16 protein-coding genes and 1 pseudogene are annotated in these 17,400 nt (G+C 54.6%); 10 read left to right on the top strand and 7 right to left on the bottom strand.

Annotated elements, in window-relative coordinates:
• Positions 1-203 precede the first annotated feature (203 nt).
• Positions 204-1,838 (top strand): hypothetical protein, encoded by a 1,635-nt coding sequence (locus ACL2XO_RS25855; RefSeq protein WP_413741858.1) that lies wholly within the window; start codon positions 204-206, stop codon positions 1,836-1,838.
• 8 nt (positions 1,839-1,846) lie between these two features.
• On the opposite strand, the pseudogene ACL2XO_RS25850 reads toward ACL2XO_RS25855, so the two are convergent.
• Positions 1,847-1,957 (bottom strand): annotated as a pseudogene (locus ACL2XO_RS25850) (glutathione S-transferase); the annotation flags it as partial.
• Between the two features lie 107 nt (positions 1,958-2,064).
• Here ACL2XO_RS25850 and ACL2XO_RS25845 point away from each other — a divergent pair.
• Complete coding sequence (locus ACL2XO_RS25845; protein WP_413741857.1) at positions 2,065-2,658, top strand: TetR/AcrR family transcriptional regulator; 594 nt, start codon at positions 2,065-2,067, stop codon at positions 2,656-2,658.
• 145 nt (positions 2,659-2,803) lie between these two features.
• Here the strand turns inward: ACL2XO_RS25845 and ACL2XO_RS25840 are convergent, their stop codons facing one another.
• A complete protein-coding gene (locus ACL2XO_RS25840; protein WP_203520470.1) occupies positions 2,804-3,430 on the bottom strand; it encodes an NADPH-dependent F420 reductase in 627 nt (208 codons plus the stop codon).
• A 230-nt stretch (positions 3,431-3,660) separates the two neighbouring features.
• On the opposite strand from ACL2XO_RS25840, the gene ACL2XO_RS25835 reads away from it, so the two are divergent.
• The 3 genes from ACL2XO_RS25835 (at position 3,661) to yjiA (ending at position 7,074) form a co-directional block, all read left to right on the top strand.
• Entirely contained in the window at positions 3,661-5,814 is a 2,154-nt protein-coding gene (locus tag ACL2XO_RS25835; protein ID WP_413741856.1) for a carbon starvation CstA family protein, read from the top strand.
• 68 nt (positions 5,815-5,882) lie between these two features.
• The gene (locus ACL2XO_RS25830; RefSeq protein ID WP_132924755.1) at positions 5,883-6,086 is read left to right on the top strand and encodes a YbdD/YjiX family protein; all 204 of its coding nucleotides are present in this window, start codon (positions 5,883-5,885) and stop codon (positions 6,084-6,086) included.
• Positions 6,087-6,114: 28 nt separating this feature from the next.
• A complete protein-coding gene (gene yjiA, locus ACL2XO_RS25825; RefSeq protein WP_413741855.1) occupies positions 6,115-7,074 on the top strand; it encodes a GTPase in 960 nt (319 codons plus the stop codon).
• A gap of 7 nt (positions 7,075-7,081) precedes the next feature.
• On the opposite strand, the gene ACL2XO_RS25820 is transcribed toward yjiA, so the two are convergent.
• Complete coding sequence (locus ACL2XO_RS25820) at positions 7,082-8,305, bottom strand: MFS transporter (protein WP_413741854.1); 1,224 nt, start codon at positions 8,303-8,305, stop codon at positions 7,082-7,084.
• Between the two features lie 95 nt (positions 8,306-8,400).
• Between ACL2XO_RS25820 and ACL2XO_RS25815 the strand changes: the two genes are divergently transcribed.
• The 4 genes from ACL2XO_RS25815 (at position 8,401) to ACL2XO_RS25800 (ending at position 13,064) form a co-directional block, all read left to right on the top strand.
• The gene (locus tag ACL2XO_RS25815) at positions 8,401-9,357 is read left to right on the top strand and encodes an AraC family transcriptional regulator (protein ID WP_413725902.1); all 957 of its coding nucleotides are present in this window, start codon (positions 8,401-8,403) and stop codon (positions 9,355-9,357) included.
• Positions 9,358-9,569: 212 nt separating this feature from the next.
• A complete protein-coding gene (locus ACL2XO_RS25810) occupies positions 9,570-10,592 on the top strand; it encodes a hypothetical protein (protein WP_413725901.1) in 1,023 nt (340 codons plus the stop codon).
• 57 nt (positions 10,593-10,649) lie between these two features.
• Complete coding sequence (locus ACL2XO_RS25805; protein ID WP_413725900.1) at positions 10,650-11,615, top strand: Ig-like domain-containing protein; 966 nt, start codon at positions 10,650-10,652, stop codon at positions 11,613-11,615.
• Between the two features lie 207 nt (positions 11,616-11,822).
• Complete coding sequence (locus ACL2XO_RS25800) at positions 11,823-13,064, top strand: Ig-like domain-containing protein (RefSeq protein WP_413741853.1); 1,242 nt, start codon at positions 11,823-11,825, stop codon at positions 13,062-13,064.
• On the opposite strand, the gene ACL2XO_RS25795 is transcribed toward ACL2XO_RS25800, so the two are convergent.
• The 3 genes from ACL2XO_RS25795 to ACL2XO_RS25785 form a co-directional block, all read right to left on the bottom strand.
• Positions 13,057-13,950, bottom strand: coding sequence for an MBL fold metallo-hydrolase (locus ACL2XO_RS25795; RefSeq protein ID WP_413741852.1), 894 nt, complete (start codon positions 13,948-13,950; stop codon positions 13,057-13,059). The genes ACL2XO_RS25800 and ACL2XO_RS25795 overlap by 8 nt on opposite strands.
• A gap of 115 nt (positions 13,951-14,065) precedes the next feature.
• Positions 14,066-14,974, bottom strand: a complete 909-nt coding sequence (locus ACL2XO_RS25790; RefSeq protein ID WP_413741851.1) for a LysR family transcriptional regulator — start codon at positions 14,972-14,974, stop codon at positions 14,066-14,068.
• Between the two features lie 97 nt (positions 14,975-15,071).
• Entirely contained in the window at positions 15,072-15,755 is a 684-nt protein-coding gene (locus ACL2XO_RS25785; protein WP_203520496.1) for an SDR family NAD(P)-dependent oxidoreductase, read from the bottom strand.
• Positions 15,756-16,112: 357 nt separating this feature from the next.
• On the opposite strand from ACL2XO_RS25785, the gene ACL2XO_RS25780 reads away from it, so the two are divergent.
• Positions 16,113-16,292 (top strand): hypothetical protein, encoded by a 180-nt coding sequence (locus ACL2XO_RS25780; RefSeq protein WP_413741850.1) that lies wholly within the window; start codon positions 16,113-16,115, stop codon positions 16,290-16,292.
• 11 nt (positions 16,293-16,303) lie between these two features.
• Here the strand turns inward: ACL2XO_RS25780 and ACL2XO_RS25775 are convergent, their stop codons facing one another.
• Positions 16,304-17,371, bottom strand: a complete 1,068-nt coding sequence (locus ACL2XO_RS25775; protein WP_132924832.1) for an SDR family oxidoreductase — start codon at positions 17,369-17,371, stop codon at positions 16,304-16,306.
• Positions 17,372-17,400 lie beyond the last annotated feature (29 nt).

The following is a 17,400-nucleotide window of genomic DNA, read 5'->3' as shown; positions in this document are numbered from 1 at the left end:
AGAAACAGATACTTTCAATCCAATATAGCCTAGTGCTGGTAAAAACACTATTTTTATGCTGATTAACATTCTGTCTATATTGCCGCAAATAATAATGATATATATTCCATAATAATTTTGGTTAAAGAGATATGTAGATATTTTATTTTTTTATGGCCATAAATTGAAACTATATAAATAACAAGCTATCCCAAGGAGAAGGTATGCCTATTTCATCCATTCATGATCACCAGCGGACAATCGGCGTCTACCAGCAACGGCACAAAAAAAAGGGTAAATCATCGACGAAGGCCAATACGGCTTTTTACCAATGTAACCCATTTGAGGAAGGAAGGGCTATTCAGCAACTAGCCCATGCCGGTAATGTGACCCTTTGCCGCAAAAAAAATGAAAAGCAGATCAATAAACACATGCTGGCATCTTCCCTTTTGAACGTGACGATACTGTTACTTTCACTGAAGCCCAATCATAATGATCATAACAAAACTATTTCATTTGGCAGGGAAATATTGATAACTTCCTTGCCCGATACGCATAATGCGAGCGGTGCGGTGTTGTCTTGTGGAAACATCTGTTTTTTTGATAAGTTTCCATTGCGAAAACCCTCAGTTGCGGGCAGAAAAACGGCGGGCGTTTTTTCGAGAAAAAAAGGCTCGCCCGCCGCGCCCGCCATTGGCAGCCGCCCCGCCAAACCCGCTCTTCCTGCCGATAAACGCCATGTTGAAAAACCCGCCAAAACGGATCGCGTCGAGGTGCCCCCTTATAACGTGTCTAGCGGGGCTGCAAACCAGCCGGTTCATTATTGTGAAAGGCCTTTTATAGATGGCCTAAGGCAATTTATCAATCCAATGAAATACTATCAATCACTGTTTGAACACGAAAAATCGGATCAGTATGGAGCCATTGCAAAAGAAATAAAAAATAATTACAGAACAGAGGATGTGTGTATAAGGTATTTGAAAGATCGTGATACAGATATTCCAGACCGATTTTTTTATCTTAAGAAAAATATGGACATGTTCAGAATTGAAATCAATAAGGTCCAGGGTGTGGTAAGCAAAGCTTTGCTGAAATTAAAACGGTCTACGGAAAAAAATGTGTTTGGCTCTCTGCGTTACCATCCTCAAAATACTATAGTAAGATATCTGCAAAATGCCCTTGGCACTCATGATGATGGCATTTTACAGCAAGCAATGCTTAGGGTGGAATATTATCTATTGCAATTGGAAAACTATTTCCGTAAATACAAAGGCAATATACTTTTTGCTACGTCAAAAATCATGAACGCTCCCGAGATACCTTTTCAAGAACCGCTGATGGGATTTACCCTGCCGATGGACTCTCGCCATAGAATAGTGGTTATGGTGGATTATTTTGATAAAACCGTGGCCCGCAAGGATAGATTGCGCATCACTGAGCTTGCGGAAGATGCAAATATACAGGTCGGAACAACCAGTTTTGTTTATTCTCCCAAAAGCCGACAGCTGGGCGATGGGAATGAGATTCTTGAGTTTTTCGATGAAGACATATTTGCCAATGGTAAGGAGGCCTTTATCTTTGATGATTTGTTTATAAAAAGCTACGAAAACGCTTTAGACGTCAGGGTTGATGCCGCACAGCTTATTCAGGCCATCAAGAGCGATCCTATGCTGCAAAAAAACATCATGATGGATAATGCCCATTTCATGGCAAAGATTATTTATGATATTGCCCATTATCAATCTTATGGTCAGGATTTCCTCTCACCGCCGCATGATAGAAAAAATACCAATGGCCTGGGCCCGGTATTTACCAAAGCGCTGCTTAACCTGATTATCAAACAACACGGCGTGGCCTGAACCGGTCGCGCCCGAGCCGCCGGGTAGTCTGCACGGGCGGCGAACTGCTTGATAAGCCGGGCCGAGGCGGGACCATAGCGGATTTCTCCGGCCGCTTTGCTCAGCCATCGTTCTACCTGGAGAATAACAAAATGAGCGGTTGCCGGTCTCTTTTCGAATTAGGGGTTGATTACCCTCTCATCAAGAATTAAAGTTCAAATAACATCTAATTTCACAGAGGTCAATTGTGGGAAGATCTACTCGTGCACAGGCTGATCAGAATCGCGCCCGCATCGTTGACGCCGCGTCGGGATTGTTCCGGGTGAAAGGGATTGATGCGGTGAGTATTGCCGAAATCATGGAAGCCACCGGCATGACACAGGGCGGTTTTTATAAACATTTTTCGTCTAAGGAAGCGTTGGCGGCCGAGGCCTGCGCCGAAGCGTTCGAACGCTCCACGACGACCTGGAAAGAACTGGTCAGCGCCGGTCCCGAATCGGGAAGAACCAATAGGCTGCGGCAACTGGCGGAATATTACCTTACGGAAAAACCGCCGGAAAAAACCTGCCCGATGATAGCCCTCGGCCAGGATGCCGCCGGACATGCCGCCGAGGAGCCGTTTAGCCAGGTCTATCGGAAAGGCGCGCAAGGGATGTGCGAATTCTTTATCAACGCGGCATCACCGGAACCGAACGGGCGGCAACGAGAAGAATTGATGCTGCTGTTCGCGTCCATGGTCGGGACTAATCTGCTTAAACGCGCGGTGGGGAATGAGCCCTGGATCCAGGAGATGCAGCAGGCGCTGATGAAAAAATTATCCTGTGAAGGAAGCGGGGATTAAGGTTTTATAACCATGCCGGCCCATCCGCTACGGCGCTTGGTAGCGCTGGGATTGCCGCCGAAACAGCGCTTGAAGGGAACATTGCCCCCTCCCGCAAGGGAAAAGGGGCATGCATTAAACGTATAGTAATGGCATCTGTCCGCTGTTAGCGAACGGCGGCCGCCAGGGCCTTTTGTATCCATTCTTTATTCAGGCGGACGCAGTAGGCCGGCGTGCCGGTCTGGAAACGCCAGCCTTCGGACAGCGGTCCGACGTCCACCGCGTCGAAACCGAACTGATCGTAAAGATCCGCCACCCGTTTTTTCGCCTGGGCATCATCGCCGCACAGGGGCAGCGCGCGGCGGTCAAAGGAGCCGGCGGGCTGGCTGTCCCGTTCGATGTGGGTCATCATAATGGCATTGAAGGCCTTGACGATGATGGATTTCGGCAGGTGGGCCGCCAGCAGTTCGCTGCTGGTGGTGGAGCCGTTGTCCAGGACGTCTATTTTGTCGTCGCGCTGGGGATAATAATTATTGGTGTCGATGACGATTTTGCCCACCAAGGGTTCAACCGGGACGGCTTTGTAATGCTTGAGGGTAATGGCGACAATCACGATATCGCCGAATTTAGCCGCGTCGTCTATGGTGCCGGTTTTGCAGCCCAGCATGGCGGCGTCGCTGAATAAGGTATGGGGACCGCGGGAGTTGCTTATCATGGCCTCATGGCCGTTCTTTACCGCCGCAGCGGCCAGGGCGCGACCAACATATCCCGCACCGATTATGCCGATTTTCATTTTAAGGATTCCTTTGGTTAAGGTAACATTGCGTTCAATGGCCTGCTTCATAAGTGTAAAACAAGATGGCGCAGAGCCTTGGCCTGAAAGAGCGGCTATTTCCCGAAACCTTTTAATTGTCTATTCGACCGCTTCCGCCCCTTTAATGACCGTTTAACCAAAATTCACGGTTGATTTCTTCATCATTGTCATAGAGTACCGTCTTATCTTTACCTACTGAAGACAGCGAAATGATGAAGAATAATCTGCTTAAACATATACCCTGGATGATCATCGGCCTGATCGGCGCGTGCTGCCTCGGCGTAGTCGCACTGCGCCGCGGAGAAAACATCAGTGCCCTATGGATTGTCGTGTCCTCCGTCGCCGTATACCTGGTGGCCTATCGGTACTACAGTCTTTTTATTGCTAAAAACGTCATGCAGTTGGATCCCGACCGCGCGACCCCCGCCGTGATTAATAATGACGGCCTCAACTATGTGCCCACCAACAGAAATGTGCTGTTCGGGCATCACTTCGCCGCCATCGCCGGCGCCGGACCGCTGGTGGGCCCGGTACTGGCGGCGCAGATGGGATATCTGCCCGGCACCCTGTGGCTGCTGGCCGGGGTGGTATTGGCCGGCGCGGTGCAGGATTTTATGGTGCTGTTTATGTCTTCCCGGCGCAACGGCGTCTCCCTGGGGGAGATGATCAAGGAAGAGATGGGCCCGGTACCCGGTACCATCGCCCTGTTCGGCTGTTTTCTCATCATGATCATCATTCTGGCGGTGCTGGCGCTGATCGTGGTGAAAGCGCTGGCGGAAAGCCCGTGGGGCGTCTTTACCGTTTGCTCCACCGTGCCCATCGCCTTGCTGATGGGCATTTACATGCGTTATATCCGCCCCGGACGGGTGGGGGAAGTCTCGGTCATCGGCGTGGTATTGCTGCTGGCGGCCATCTACTTTGGCGGCGTTATCGCCCATGACCCCTATTGGGGACCGGCGTTAACCTTCAAAGACACCACCATTACCTTTACCCTGATTGGTTATGCCTTTGTCTCCTCCCTGCTGCCGGTGTGGCTTATCCTGGCGCCCCGGGATTATCTGGCCACGTTCCTTAAAATCGGCGTAATCGTCGGTTTGGCCATCGGCATCCTGATTATCGGTCCTGATCTGAAAATGCCGGCGGTGACGCGTTTTATCGACGGCACCGGCCCGGTATGGAAAGGCGCACTGTTCCCCTTCCTGTTTATCACCATTGCCTGCGGCGCGGTATCCGGTTTCCACGCCCTGATCGCCTCCGGCACCACGCCCAAGCTGCTGGCCAGTGAAAACGATACCCGCTTTATCGGCTACGGCGCGATGCTGATGGAATCCTTTGTGGCCATCATGGCCCTGGTGGCGGCGTCCATTATCGAACCGGGACTCTATTTCGCCATGAATACCCCGCCGGTGGCCTTGGGCATCACCATGCCTGACCTGCATAACCTCGGCGGCGCGGATTCGGCGATGATCCTGTCCAACCTGCGGGATGTGACGACGCACGCGGCGGCAACGGTGAGCTCCTGGGGCTTTGTGATCACCCCTGAGCAAATCCTGCAAACCGCCCACGATATCGGCGAACCCTCGATCCTCAACCGGGCGGGGGGCGCGCCGACCCTGGCGGTTGGTATTGCCCATGTTTTCCATAAAATCATGCCGGGCGCCGACATGGGCTTCTGGTACCATTTCGGTATCTTGTTCGAAGCCTTGTTTATCCTGACCGCGCTGGATGCCGGTACGCGTTCCGGCCGGTTTATGCTGCAGGATCTGCTGGGGAACTTTGTCCCCTTCCTGAAGAAGACCGACTCCCTGCCTGCGGGTATGGCGGGCACCGCGGGATGCGTCGGGCTATGGGGCTACCTGCTGTACCAGGGGGTAGTGGATCCCCTGGGCGGCGTGAAAAGCCTCTGGCCGCTGTTCGGCATATCCAACCAGATGCTGGCGGCGGTGGCGCTGGTGCTGGGCACCGTGGTGCTGGTGAAAATGAAGCGCACCCGTTATATCTGGGTGACCGTCCTTCCCGCCGTCTGGTTGCTGATTTGCACCACCTGGGCGTTGGGACTGAAACTGTTCAGCCAGGATCCCCAACTGGAGGGCTTCCTATACCTGGCCCGCGCCTACAGCCGCAAGATCGACGAGCAGGGCGCCAGCCTGACGGCGCAGCAAATAAGCAATATGCATCACATTGTCGTCAATAACTATACGAATGCGGTGCTGAGCGTACTGTTCCTGATTGTGGTCTATGGCATCATATTCTACGGAATCAAAACGGTGATGGGTGCTCGCAAGACCACCCTGCGCACCGATAAAGAAACCGCTTATATCGCGCTCCCCGAGGGTGGGGTAACCACCTCGTCCGGTCACTGAGCGGGATAGATGACTCACAACCCGCATCACCCTTCATGGTGATGCGGGTATCACAGCGGAGATGCCCTATGTTTGGAAATCTGGGTCAGGCAGGAAAATATCTCGGACAGGCCGCCAGGATGCTGGTGGGTATTCCTGACTATGACAATTATGTTCAGCATATGGCCACCAATCACCCCGATCAGCCGGTGATGGACTATGAAGCGTTCTTCCGCGACAGGCAGGAGGCGCGTTACGGCGGCAGCGGCAAAGGGGGATTCCGCTGTTGTTAACGCTAAGGTTGGTCAAGAGGATCCAAGTATGAACACGCCTTTGCCGGCCACCATTTTATCCGGTTTCCTGGGGGCAGGGAAAACCACCCTGCTGCGCCATATCCTGAATGCCGATCACGGCGAAAAAATAGCCGTCATCGAAAACGAATTCGGCGCGGCGCCCATTGACAACGATCTGTTGGGCGACCGCGCCACGCGCATAACCACGTTGAGCAACGGTTGTATCTGCTGCAGCAGCGCCAATGAACTGGAGCGGGCGCTGCTGGATTTGCTCGCCGGTCTTGACCGGGGAGAGGTGGATTTCAGCCGGCTGGTTATCGAATGTACCGGGATGGCCGATCCCGGCCCGATTATCCAGGCCTTTTTTTCCCATGAGATTATCAATACCCGCTTTTTGCTGGACGGCGTGATTACGCTGGTGGACGCGGTGCATGCCGAACAGCAGCTGTCACGGTTTCCTATCGCCCAGGCCCAGGTGGGATTCGCGGACCGCATCCTGCTGACCAAAACGGATGTGGCCGGCGATTGCGAGGCGCTGGTGCGGCGCCTGCAGGCCATTAACGCCCGTGCGCCGGTTTATCGGGTGGTGAACGGCGATATTCCGCTAACGCAGCTGTTTGGCGTCGAGGGTTTTATTCTTAACGATCGGGTGACCGTGGCCAAACCGTTGTTCCGTCCGCTTATCCCAACGCAAAATAGCGTGCAGTCCATCGTGGTGTATCTGGACAGCGCGGTGGAGTTGCCGGTGGTGTCGGATTTTATGGAAAGCCTGCTGGTAAAATATGCCGATAACCTGCTGCGCTATAAGGGCATACTAGCCATCAAAGACGATCCCCGCCGGCTGTTGTTCCAGGGCGTACAGCGGCTGTACAACGCCGACTGGGACCGGGAGTGGCGTGCGGACGAGGCAAAAACCAGCGTGCTGGTGTTTATCGGCATCGATTTGCCTGAGGCGGAGATCCGCGCCGGCTTCGCGGCGCTGGCATAAAGCGGCCTCAAGCCGCCGGCTGTCCGTGGCCGCGGCCGAACAGCAGCATCGCCAGTCCGCCGGCCAGCACCGTCAGTGCGCTATAGGTAATGGCTCCCGGCGGGCCGAAGGAATCCACCAGCACCCCCCCGGCAACCGCCCCCAGGGCGATGGCAATCTGAAAAGTGGTCAACAGCAGGGCGCCGGCGGTTTCCGCATGATCGGGGGCGGTCAGGGTATTCCAGGTCTGGATGCTGACCGGGAAAGCGCCAAAGGCAAAACCCCAGCCCGCGGTGGCGATAAAGGCGATATATATCGATACGCCGTCGGCCAGCAGGGAAAACGCCATGGCCGACAACAGCAGCGAACCCAGGGCGACCGCCAGTCTGGCGCTGCGCCCGGCCAACATTCCGCCGGCGATATTGCCGAAAAAGCCGCCGATGCCGAACGCCAGCAGCACCAGAGAGATCATGCGAACGTCAAGATGCGGGACCTGCTCAAGGAAAGGCCGGATATAGGTAAAACCGGCAAAATGGCCGGAGATGACAAACATGACGGTGATAAGACCGATACGGATGCCGGGACGGCGCAGCAGGACGCCGAAGGTCCCGAAACCCGCGCCGGCCTCCGGTTGCAGCCGCGGCAGACTGAGCAATTGCAAAAGCAGCGCCAAAACCCCGATACCGGCGGCCGCCAGGAACGTGGCTCGCCATCCCCAAAGCGCGCCGAGATAGGACCCTAATGCGGGCGCGCACACCGTCGCCGCCGAGACGCCGGTAAAAATGATCATCATGGCCCGCGCCAATAACCGGGCGGGAACCAGCCGCAGCACCAGGGCCGCCGCCAGGGACCAGACCCCGCCGAGGGCGATGCCCAGCACCACCCGCGCCGCAATCAGCGCCCAAATAGTCGAGGCTGACGCCGCCAGCAGGTTTGACAGCACCAGCATCAGCGTTAAACCCCAAACGACATTACGCCGGTCGATTCGGCCGGTGCCCAGCACCACTGCCGGTCCCGCCACCGCCGCCACCAGGGCCGTGGCCGTTACGGCCTGCCCGGCGGCGCCGTCTGAAATGCCCAGATCTCCTGCGATGGGGGTCAGCAGGCTGGCGGGCAGGAATTCCGCCGTCACCAGGGCGAATACACCCACTGACAGCGAAAGCACCGCATACCAGGCGGCGCTCCGTTCATCATCGGCACGGGACGCGGGGCAGGCAAGGGCGTCATCGCCGATACAGCTTTTTTCTGTCATGGTTTCTCCAAAAAATGTGTCAGCACTCGCTTTTCAATGCGGTTAAATGGATGTTACAGTCGATGGGTTGGAACTTCCATGCTAGGAAAACCAAAATGCATGACAATTCGTCCAAATCGGCCCCGCCGACCCCTCATGATCCCCTGACGGATATGCTCAAAGGACTCAGGCTGGACGGAGTGGAATATGGCCGCTGCACGCTGGCGGCGCCCTGGGCGTTCGCCTTTCCGGCCCGGCAGGACGCGATATTTCATTTTGTGTCGGAGCGGGGGTGCTGGCTGCTTAACCCTGCCGGCCAATGGATTGAACTGGGGGCCGGCGATGCCGTGCTGTTGCCCCGGGGCAGCGCCCATGCGCTGGCAAGCGAGCCGGGAGCGACGCCGCATCAGTTCCCCCGTTGGCAGTGCAAAGCGCTGAGCGGCAATATTTTCGATTACCATTCCGGGGCCAAGGGAGAAAACTGCCTGCTGTTTTCCGGTTCCATGCGGTTTAATCTCGACAGCCTGCATCCGCTGTTGCGGATGATGCCGGATGTGATGCGCGCCGATGAGCTGATGAAATGCGAGCCTACCATTTTGCACCTGCTGGAAGCCATGGGATGTGAAGTTGAGATGAACCGGGTCGGCGCCTGCGGCATTATCGCCCGCCTGGCGGACGTGCTGGCCGCCCAGATAATTCGCGCCTGGGTGGAACATGGCAGCGTTGATGCCACCGGCTGGATAGCCGCGGTGCGGAATCCTGAAATCGGCCGGGTGCTGGCGGCCATTCATGCCAGTCCCCATCGCGACTGGCCGCTGCGTGAACTGGCGGAGGTTATGGGGGCGTCGCGCTCCAGCTTCGCCAGTAAATTTTCAGCTATTGTGGGAGAAACCCCGGCCCGCTATGTGGCACAGGTGCGAATGCATCTGGCGCGGCAGTGGATCAGCCGTGATGCCGCGCGTATCTCGGAGGTAGCCCGCCGGCTGGGTTACGATTCCGAAGCCTCCTTCAGCCGCGCGTTCAAACGAATTGTCGGCACGGCTCCCAGTCAGTTTCGGGCGCAAAACAAATAAGCTACCTCTCGGGGGCAGTCGGCGGCCCATGGCTTGCTATGCTGTTATTTCGTTGCAAAAATAAAGGAACGTCTCCCGCTATTTTTAACATTAAGGCTGGCAAAAAATACCATTGCAAAGCAATGGGTTTTCTCTACTATCACTATTAAAAGTAATCATTGACCCTAAATAAATATTGATGCATCCATGCGAGCATCGATTAAGGAACGGCAATGGCACTTGCACCTCCCTTTTTACCACAAATAATGAATGGGCAAATACCGACAGCCAACATCCAATCTGCTGGCGGCGTGATATATCAAATCTTTCGTAACCAGAATCCAGCGGTGGATGATGTCGTACAGGTATTTTGGGATGGTGTATTAATAGGCAGTTATATTATCAGAAATCCAGATACGGATTTCCCCATAACAGGTTTCGTGCCGGTGCAGTTGGTACGGCGAGGCGTAAATACAATATTCTACACTATCACGGATCGTTTCGATAATCCTGCCAGTTCAGATCCTTTGAATGTGAATATAACCATTTCATTGTCAATGATAATTTCAATCGGAGCCGCCAATCTCGATTTCGACGCTATTAGGGTGAATCCTTTTAATCGCGGTGTGGTCTATGGCAATCCGGGCGCTAGAATTAGGCTTAGTGTAAGCAACGGAATGGCTTATTTCTATGAAACAGAAGAAAGGACTTATGAACTTAATATCGATTCCACCGGGCAAGGTTTTTTTCGTCTATTTTCATATGATCAGGAAAATTATTTTGTAAGTGCTTATGAACTGGCCACTAGCGCATCTTCTATTTCCACGACGTTTTTCGGTCCCTTCCGGGCCGGTGAAGATAAAATATTATATGTCAATTATACTACCGGCGCACCGGCGAATAATAGAACATACAACTCCATTTATGTGAAAACGGACACCGTTTCCAATCGAGGAACGCCTATCACCCAGATTTTGGCGCAAATTCAGAACAGCAGTACTGCATCCATTATCGGCGGCACGAATATCGGCGGTCCCAGCTATTCGTTGATTTCACTCAACAGCGATCAATCCGCCACCATTGATATTATTGACTCGGTTGCTGAGCCGGTCACCGTGATACTCTCTCTGCCTCAAGCCAGCGGTTCGTCACTGTTTATAGATACTGTGTTCGCTTCGCCGCCTTTAGGACTTCTCAATATTCAGCCGGAGCCTGCGGAGAATTTTGATGCGGAAATACTTTCAAATGGTGGTTAACTTCGTTGCTGTTATTAAACATGCTCCCGATATTTCTATATCAGCCAGAGGTCTATTATGCAAGAAAAACCCTGTTCAGATGAGGAAACCTTCCCCGAAGAGGAGCCATTAGCCGATTACAGCCTGACCCTGGCGGTGACGTCAGGTGCTCTGGCGAATGGCATTGCAACTAATGCCGCAACGGCTACGTTGAAATCTGGCAATAATTACCTGGCTCAGAGGACTATTAACTTTGAGCTAACGGGCAGCGCAAGATTCACCACCAACAACTTGCAACGTGATTCCGTTAATACCAATAGTCTGGGTAATGCCACTATCACTTTTATCAATAGCCTTCCTCAAGAGGTGACAGTCTATAGCAGTTTTACTCCTTTGAATGGTGAAGAGATTTTAGCGAGAAAGAATTCTACCTTTGAAGATGCTGCTTCTCCGGTGCTCATTTTAAATTCAAGAGTTGATAAAAATAATGCTTATGCGGACGGTATTCTGCCTAATACCATAATTTATACAGTGCAGAATTCCGCCGGGCAGCCAGTTTCTGGTGTGCTTATTAATTTTACGCGTTTATCAGGCGAGGCCAACTTAATTCCTGCCGTTGACAGCCGGACCAATTCACAAGGCATGCTCACTCTTTACATGTATACATTGACACCTGGCCCGGTCTCGGTTCGCGCATACATTGCCGATCAGCCGGATATCTATAAGGATGATAATGTTAATTTCAGGTCCAATGACATTTTAATCGTTAGTGTGGAAAATGACTTCGTTCCCGCCAATGGCACGACCCCGGCTCAATTGTTATATCTTCTTTTGGGTAGTCAAAGCCAACCGGTAAGAGATGCACAGCTAGAATTTCGAGCTACCGGTAATGCCATGTTGCCCAGCTCGGGTTATACAGATAACAATGGACAGTATTTATTGAATGTCACTAATTTCTATCCTGAGAGAGTGACGGTAACATGCTACTTGATAGCTGACCCCTCAGTGAATATTCATACCGATGTGACTTTTGTTCCATCATAGCGAAGGCGAAGTTATCGCATAACCCTGATTAATTCGGTTATCGAGACCGTCACGGTTACTGCCGAAATCGTATTAGAGCCACTGACGAATAGCTATGCGGATGTGAGCTTTACCTAATCCTTACGAAGTTATACCCCAGAATCGGGCAGCTTTTTTAGCGTGCCGTATACGGGCTACCGATATAAAGTCAAACAGCCGGAGGCAACTATGTCATACAATACTTTGCCATCAATTCCTCAGGGTGAATGCCATGACCTGACGTTGGCGGCCACCACGAATGCCATAGCCGACGGTTGCGATACCAATAGCGCAACCGCGCGGTTAAGTTATCAAGGCTGCCCGTTATGCGGACAACTCCTCTCATTCAGTTTGTCCGGCGATGCCCTGTTTAGCGATGGAACCCAGCAATGCTCCGCTACCACGGACGGGCAAGGGGAGGCGACGGTATTTTTTACCGATACCCGGGCGGAAACAGTGCTCATCACTTGCAACTATTATCAGACCCAATCCAGGGAAAGCGTCAGTTTTGATAACAATCCCCTGGCAGATATCAATCTCTCCGGGGCGGTATTGCAAAATAACGCACCGGCTGACGGAATTAGCCGAAACGCCATGCGTTATCGCGTTTATCAAGCGGCAGGGAGCGCTCCCGTACCCGGAATAGCACTGGCTTTCAGCGTCGGCGGGGGGGCGATGCTGATTCCACCGACCGGCCCCTGGGTTACCGATGACAACGGGCTCTATGATCTGCATGTCACCAACGGCACGCCCGGCCAGGTGTTGATTAACGCCCAGGTGCCCAGCGTTCCCGGCGCCAATAATAATACTTTCCTGAATTTTACTCCGGCGGCGGTGTATTCCCTCACTTCCAATACGATCAGAAACTATCAACCGGTCGGCGGCCTTTCCAACGCTATTGTCTTCTCCCTCGACCGGAGTGGCGCGCCGGCGGCTAATGAAAGAATGAGTTTTACCGCGACTCCCCCTACCGCGACGATTATGGCCGCCAATGCGACTGACCAGGCTGGTCAATTGCTGGTAGATATTCTTAGCCCCCAGGCCGGGGAAGTGGAGATTACCGCCGTTGTTGATTCACAACCCGGCCTGCAGCCCGTCCATGTCATTGTGACTTTCACCGAACCTGCACAGCGGTATTTTATTGCCAACACCGTAATAAGAGATGATACGCCGGCTGCAGAGCCCATAGGGAATATAGTGCTCTTCACCGTTTACTCGCTCGCGGACAGTACAATTCAACCCGGCATCGTATTGGATTTTTCCACTACCACTCTCGGCACATCGCGGCCCCTGCCAATAACAGGGACAACCGGCCCGGATGGCTCTGTTAGTGTAAGGGTGCTTGCTAGCGATGCCGGGACTGTCAGGTTGACAGCAACCATTAGAACGGAGCCCGCGACAACGTCCAATGTCGATACGACATTTATTTAAGCGTTGCCGGCGAACGGCCATAGCGCCAGGAATATCCATCCCCTTCCCGCGTGACAAACCCGGCGGAGGCGCCGGGGAAATGCGCGGGCAGAATAAGCGCGTTGTTTTGTGCCGCCTGTTCCAGTAAAGCCAATCTTGATGCCAGGGCCGTCCGCGGGTCCAGGCAGTAGGTTGATCCCCACTCCGGGCGGGCAACCTGCAGCGGGCTGTGCATGGCATCGCCGGAAAAAATGGCTTCATGGCCGCCGGAGCGCAGGGAAATAATCATATGTCCCGCGCTGTGCCCAGGGGCGGGATGAAAAGCGATGCCCGGCAAAATCTCACCGCCGTCCGCGGCCATGACCACCGCCTGATTGGTACAGATAACCGGCAAGATACTGTCGTCAAACAGCATGCGGCGTTTTTCCCCGGCGGGGGTAAAAAAATACTCCAGCTCGGTCCTGGGCAAAACATATTTGGCCTTGGGAAAGGTAGGTTGCCATGCGCCGTCCACCCAGCGGGTATTCCAGCCCACATGATCGGTATGCAGGTGGGTCAGCAGGACATAATCAATGTCTTCCGGCGCGGCGCCCGCCGCCGCCAGCCGTTGCAGAAACGGGTTTTCCAACTGATGGAACAGCGCGCTGAAAGGCCGGGACTTATGGTTGCCGATGCCGGTGTCGATGAGGATTTTCAAACCGTCCATGTCAATCAGCCATGAATGCACGCTAAGCGTTATCTCCTGTGCCGCGGTAAAATCCACCGGCAGTTTCCGGCGTGCGACGGCCTCATCCATATCCTCCAGCGCGGCGGGATACAGGGTGTTGAACGCCAGCGGAAACTGCGTTTCCACGATGCGGGTGATGACGGCGTTTCCCAGCCGGTAAGAGACGGTATTTTCTGACATACTTTTTTCCCCGCGATAAGCAGGCCTGATGACAACGACCATTCTTTATGATCATGGCAAGCCGGCACGATAAACGCCAATGCCGAATTATTGGTGTTTTGATGCCTGCAAAGCATCAATGCCTTTTGCCGGCATCTTCCGCGACGTGCTGCGCCAGCAGTTCGACGAAACGGTCCAGGGCCGGGTTGAGATGGCGCCGACGCCAGACAAAATAGAGCGGCAAGGGTACGGAGATATCCGTCAGCGGCAGGTAGTCCACCTGCGGCAGGGGCCGGGAAAGATTAAAGCTGTTGACGATAGCCACGCCAATCCCCGCCGACACCAGGCTCAGTACCGCACCCTCGTCACGGGCCGTTTGGACAAAATCCGGCGAAAACCCGGCGGCCCGGCAGGCGCTCAGTAACTGGTCGAAATACGCCGGGTATCCTGCACGGGGGAAACCGATATAGGGCATGCCTTTCAGATCTCTGGCCGCGACGCTTTCGGCAAAACGATGGCCCCAGGCCGAAGGCGCCGCCAGCACGACATTGTCGCGGCGCAGCGCCAGACCGGTCAATGGGTCTTCCAGCGGGTTGAACAGGTAAATAAAACCGCCGTCGAGCGTGTCCGCAAGCATCATTTCCAACTGCTGCGGCGTGTTGCCGGCAATCAGCTCCATACCGATATCGGGACAGGCCGTGGAGAAAGCACTGATAACATCAGGCATGATGCCGCGCCAGGCGGCAATTTCCAGAAAGCCCAGCCTTATCCGTCCCGCCTCGCCGGCGGCAATACGCCGGGTGCGTTCGCCGGCGGAGTCGAGATCCGCCAGTATCCGCTGTACCTCCCGGGCATAAGCCTTTCCCGCGGCATTGAGGTGGATGCCGCGGGGCAGGCGTTCGAATAATGTAATGCCCAGTTCGTCTTCCAGATCTTTTAACTGGCGGGAAAGGGCCGGCTGGGTGACATGCAGATGTTCAGCGGCCAGCCGGACATTTTCCGTCTGCGCAATCGCCAGAAAATAACGCAGATGCCGTAATTCCATATGACCGCCCATGCCCTATAGGCATCAGTTCAGATTACGATCATTATCGTCATAATCGGTCAGCGTTGGCGAGCGGAGTTGTATCGGACCTGGGTGATTACCAGCCCAGGGTTTCGCCCCGGTAGTTCAGGAACGCGATGCCTTTTTTACCCAGGCGGCCCAGCAGCATATCGGCGACCCCGTTGGTGCTGGTTTCAACGTCCAGGATCGCGTCCGGTCCACCCATATCCGTTCTGACCCAGCCGGGCGCCACCGCCGTCAGCGACCAGGGCGCATGCTGACTTTCCGCCGCGAAGCTGCGCAGGGATTGATTCAGGGCGGATTTGCTTGAGCGGTAGGGTTCCCAGCCTCCGTCGGTATTGCCGGAAATACTGGCCAATTCCGATGACATCACCGCCACCGCGCCGCCGGCCCGCACCAGGGGCGATAAAACCCGGGTGGCGGTCATGGCGCCGATAACGTTGGTGCGCATCACCGCCAGCAGCCGTTCGCCGAACGGCAGCGCGGCATCCCCGGCGGTGCCGGCATTCACCATCAGCAGATTAATCTGGCGGCCGGAGAGTTTTGCGGCCAGGGCGTGCAGCTCCTCTTCTTTATCGATATCCACGGTCTCGACGGACAGGCGCGGCTGGCTCGCCGCCAACTGGCGCAGATCGGGCCGCGTGGAACCCTGGCGTTCGGTTGCGATGACAAACCAGCCCCGTTCAAGAAAACGACGTACCAAACCATATCCCAGCCCGCGGCTGGCGCCGATGATAAGCGCGGTAGATTCATTGGTCATAAAACCTCCATTAAGAGTAAACGCGGTCATCCGTAAGGATGTCGGTAATATGCCGTCAGAAAGATTGACTGATAAAATCTTACAATAAGCCAGCATGTCTGACGGAGCGATGTGAATAAAACCCACAGTCTGCTGGGGAGCGACGGGTTTGTCGACAACGCTAACCTCATTTCATTGATGCCATAACGTCATTAATCGACGCCCGGAAGCCTCGATAATTCTTTGGCCGTAGAGTTATTGTGTCTCGGCCATGACTTTAAAGCCTTCATTGAAATGTCATAAATCTCGCGCAGAGTGTCCAGCAATAATACCCACCAGCTCGGCTGTCTTTTCCTGTTGTTCAGAACGAAACGGGTGATGATGACGCGTTTTTTTAATCCCTCGGCAACGAATGTACGCCTTCTCGCCCTAGGCTGTGCGGTCCGGGTGTTGTGCGCCATGGCGCTGGATGTCTGGATTGGCGTAAATCCTCGCAGCGAATGCCTGTCCGAGGCGCGACGCATCATGGAGATGATAGCGCAGGCATGTGCCGAATAGCGCATGCCGGGTCAGGCCGGAATAATCCGCTGAGCCTTCAACAGCTCAAACAGGTCGATAAACGCGTCGCGGGTGTCCTGATAGTCCAAAAACCCGGCTTTCCTGCTTTTGCTCATATTGGTCATGACCTCCATCGGCCGGCCGAGATCGGCGTCGGTGTGCCACCATGAGGCCAGTTTATCAACGTCGGCTTCCCGCAGCGAATGACGTGCGGCAATGGCTTTCCACTGGGTCGCCGCATCCTGCATGTGGTGTTCCAGCGGTTGAGGGGAATCGGGGAAAGGCGCCGCCTCGATACCGAAATAGTCCGCCAGTTGCGACCACATCCATTGCCAACGGAACACATCGCCGTTAACCACGTTGAAATCTTCATTTTGTCCGCCGGGCCGGGTGGCGGCCCATTCCAGATGCCTGGCCAGCAGCCGGGCATCGGTCATATCCGTCAGACCGTGCCACTGCATGGCCGAACCCGGAAACACAAACGGCCGCCCGGTGTGCTTGCATAAGGTTGCATAGACCGCCAGCGTCACCCCCATGTTCATGGCATTGCCGATGGCATAGCCGATAATGGTATGGGGCCGGTGCACGCTCCAGGAAAAATCAAATTGTTTGGCCGCGGCGAACAGTTCATCTTCCTGGGCATAATAAAAATTATCCACCGGCTGCCGCCCCTGCTCTTCACGAAAGGGCGTCGGGGGAACCGCGCCGGTGCCATAGGCGTCAAACGGACCTAAATAGTGTTTTAATCCGGTAACCAGGGCGGCATGGCCATGGGCCAATGTCCCGCCGAGAGTATGCAGCACGTTGCGCACCATGGCGCCGTTGACCCGGATGTTCTCCTGTTCATTGGCCTGCCGCGCCCAGGCGGCAAAAAATACCCGATCAACCTGCAGCCCTTGCAGCGCCGACCGTACCGACGGCTCGGAGGCGAGATCGGCAATCAGGGAAATCGAACCTTCCGCAACGGGGGTACGGCCGCGGGAGATGCCGTAAACCTGCCATCCGTCTTCAAGCAGTCTTTCCGCCAGCGCGCTGCCGATAACGCCGCTGATGCCTACAATCAATGCGCGATGCTGCATGATGGATAACTCCCATACTGTCAGTGAAA

Source organism: Sodalis sp. RH15, assembly GCF_047324255.1.
Taxonomy (GTDB): domain Bacteria; phylum Pseudomonadota; class Gammaproteobacteria; order Enterobacterales; family Enterobacteriaceae; genus Acerihabitans; species Acerihabitans ligni.
This window is presented reverse-complemented; position numbering and strand designations above follow the sequence as displayed.

Excerpts from the sequence above, each read along its gene's own strand:
- ACL2XO_RS25830 (WP_132924755.1), top strand. The coding sequence starts at position 5,883 with ATGTTTGGAAATCTGGGTCAGGCAGGAAAATATCTCGGACAGGCCGCC.
- ACL2XO_RS25800 (WP_413741853.1), top strand. The coding sequence starts at position 11,823 with ATGTCATACAATACTTTGCCATCAATTCCTCAGGGTGAATGCCATGAC.
- ACL2XO_RS25805 (WP_413725900.1), top strand. The coding sequence starts at position 10,650 with ATGCAAGAAAAACCCTGTTCAGATGAGGAAACCTTCCCCGAAGAGGAG.
- ACL2XO_RS25820 (WP_413741854.1), bottom strand. The coding sequence starts at position 8,305 with ATGACAGAAAAAAGCTGTATCGGCGATGACGCCCTTGCCTGCCCCGCG.
- ACL2XO_RS25775 (WP_132924832.1), bottom strand. The coding sequence starts at position 17,371 with ATGCAGCATCGCGCATTGATTGTAGGCATCAGCGGCGTTATCGGCAGC.
- ACL2XO_RS25795 (WP_413741852.1), bottom strand. The coding sequence starts at position 13,950 with ATGTCAGAAAATACCGTCTCTTACCGGCTGGGAAACGCCGTCATCACC.
- ACL2XO_RS25855 (WP_413741858.1), top strand. The coding sequence starts at position 204 with ATGCCTATTTCATCCATTCATGATCACCAGCGGACAATCGGCGTCTAC.
- ACL2XO_RS25810 (WP_413725901.1), top strand. The coding sequence starts at position 9,570 with ATGGCACTTGCACCTCCCTTTTTACCACAAATAATGAATGGGCAAATA.
- yjiA (WP_413741855.1), top strand. The coding sequence starts at position 6,115 with ATGAACACGCCTTTGCCGGCCACCATTTTATCCGGTTTCCTGGGGGCA.
- ACL2XO_RS25780 (WP_413741850.1), top strand. The coding sequence starts at position 16,113 with ATGATGACGCGTTTTTTTAATCCCTCGGCAACGAATGTACGCCTTCTC.
- ACL2XO_RS25840 (WP_203520470.1), bottom strand. The coding sequence starts at position 3,430 with ATGAAAATCGGCATAATCGGTGCGGGATATGTTGGTCGCGCCCTGGCC.
- ACL2XO_RS25815 (WP_413725902.1), top strand. The coding sequence starts at position 8,401 with ATGCATGACAATTCGTCCAAATCGGCCCCGCCGACCCCTCATGATCCC.
- ACL2XO_RS25790 (WP_413741851.1), bottom strand. The coding sequence starts at position 14,974 with ATGGAATTACGGCATCTGCGTTATTTTCTGGCGATTGCGCAGACGGAA.
- ACL2XO_RS25785 (WP_203520496.1), bottom strand. The coding sequence starts at position 15,755 with ATGACCAATGAATCTACCGCGCTTATCATCGGCGCCAGCCGCGGGCTG.
- ACL2XO_RS25835 (WP_413741856.1), top strand. The coding sequence starts at position 3,661 with ATGATGAAGAATAATCTGCTTAAACATATACCCTGGATGATCATCGGC.